Source organism: Aurantimonas sp. C2-5-R2 (assembly GCF_036549495.1).
GTDB lineage: Bacteria > Pseudomonadota > Alphaproteobacteria > Rhizobiales > Rhizobiaceae > Aurantimonas > Aurantimonas coralicida_A.
Genome location: NZ_JAZHLJ010000218.1, coordinates 1 through 1,559 on the forward strand (window position 1 = coordinate 1; position 1,559 = coordinate 1,559).

1 protein-coding gene and 2 pseudogenes are annotated in these 1,559 nt (G+C 56.8%); 2 read left to right on the plus strand and 1 reads right to left on the minus strand.

What is annotated here, in order from left to right; genetic code table 11:
- Positions 1-262: 262 nt before the first annotated feature.
- Entirely contained in the window at positions 263-883 is a 621-nt protein-coding gene (locus VQ044_RS25060) for a helix-turn-helix domain-containing protein (RefSeq protein ID WP_327650375.1), read from the plus strand.
- A gap of 55 nt (positions 884-938) precedes the next feature.
- Here the strand turns inward: VQ044_RS25060 and VQ044_RS25065 are convergent.
- A pseudogene (locus tag VQ044_RS25065) lies at positions 939-1,205 on the minus strand (cupin domain-containing protein); the annotation flags it as partial.
- On the opposite strand from VQ044_RS25065, the pseudogene VQ044_RS25070 reads away from it, so the two are divergent.
- Positions 1,203-1,472: pseudogene (locus tag VQ044_RS25070) on the plus strand (aspartate aminotransferase family protein); the annotation flags it as partial. The pseudogenes VQ044_RS25065 and VQ044_RS25070 overlap by 3 nt on opposite strands.
- Between the last annotated feature and the right edge of the window lie 87 nt (positions 1,473-1,559).

The window sequence follows — 1,559 nt, forward strand, 5'->3', positions numbered from 1 at the left end:
AAAAGTTCATTGCCCCTGCATCGAGGGCCGCGTAACGTTCAACCCGGCATCGCCGCTCAACGAAGTTCAACAAACTTCGGGACATCCCCCTGGTTTGTCACCGCCGTGCACACTTTCGTAGGCGCGGGTACCTTTCAAATCGAAGTAGCTGGAGAAAGGATTCCCGCGACAGCAACGATCCGACCCTTCTATGATCCGTCAAACCGGCGTATCGAGGGCTTGGGTGAGTAGGAGCCCGACCACATACTGAGCAAGGAACCAAATGGCACCCCAATTGCAACAAATGGCCGATGAGTGGATCGGCTGTCCAAATTCGGATCAGTACGATTCGGATATTGCCATTGGCAGACAAATTCGTGAACTCCGCAAGATCCGAGGTCTGACTCTTCAGGAGGTGGCGAGGGAGGCCGATATATCTGTTAGCTACCTAAGCCAGATCGAACGCAACCGTTCCAAATTGCCAATCGGCGTTCTGAAGCGAATCAGCGACATCCTCGGAGTTCAGATGAGCTGGTTCTTTCAGGATACCAATCCGGGCTCTCCCGAGGGACGAGATTTCATCGTTCGCAGAGGCCATCGCCGAAAATTATCCTTCACCAACATTGGTATCTCGGAGGAGCTGCTTTCGCCCAACCTGAGCGGCCCCCTAGAGGTCTTGCTTAGCACTCTTGAGCCTGGATCCGATAGCGGCGACTATAGTCACGACGGTGCGGAAGCTGGTCTGGTGATCTCTGGCACCCTCGATCTTTGGATCAAGGGACGACATTACCGACTGGAAGAGGGTGACAGCTTTTCATTCCGCAGCACGGATGTTCATCGGTGTGCTAATTCAGGTAGCCTTACAACACAGGTCGTCTGGATCATCACTCCGCCGAAATACTGAATCCCGATCTTTATCTTTAAATAGAGAACCGGCGCATTGAGTGGCAGGTAGAGATCTAAAAGGTCGGCGGCGTGCAGGCGCTCACTACCTCACACGGCATCGGCCCGACGCAGCGGAAGCGATGCGGCCGCCGGCTTTCGAAGTAATAGGCGTCTCCGGGCCCGAGAATCCGACGCTCGTCCTCGATGGTCACCTCAAGCCGGCCACTGATCACGATTCCTCCTTCTTCTCCATCATGCACGAGCGAAACCTTACCCGTGTCCGCTCCGGGTCCGTAGCGCTCCCTCAGGATCTGCAGCGCTCGGCCAAATAGATTGTCGCCGGCCTGGCGGCGCTTGAGATCTACCGTGAGGAGGAACTGCTGACGCGTGCCGCATCTCTTGCTGCGGTCTGGCAGGACGCCATCCACTCGTTGCGCGAGCTTCCTAACGTCATCGACATTCGCACCATTGGGCTAGTGGCCGGCATCGAACTGGCGCCGCGTGCCGATGCGCCAGGAGCGCGTGCCTATGATGCTTTCGTCGACTGCTTTGAAAAAGGTCTTCTGATCCGCGTCACCGGCGACATTATTGCTCTGTCACCGCCGCTGTGTAGGGCGGTGACAAATTAGGCCACGAAGCGGCGGCGAGAGGGTCGGCCGCGCCGGAGTAAAACCCGGCCAGTGGATAGGCTGTTT

Coding starts and splice junctions, on each gene's coding strand:
- VQ044_RS25060 (WP_327650375.1), top strand. CDS start 263: ATGGCACCCCAATTGCAACAAATGGCCGATGAGTGGATCGGCTGTCCA.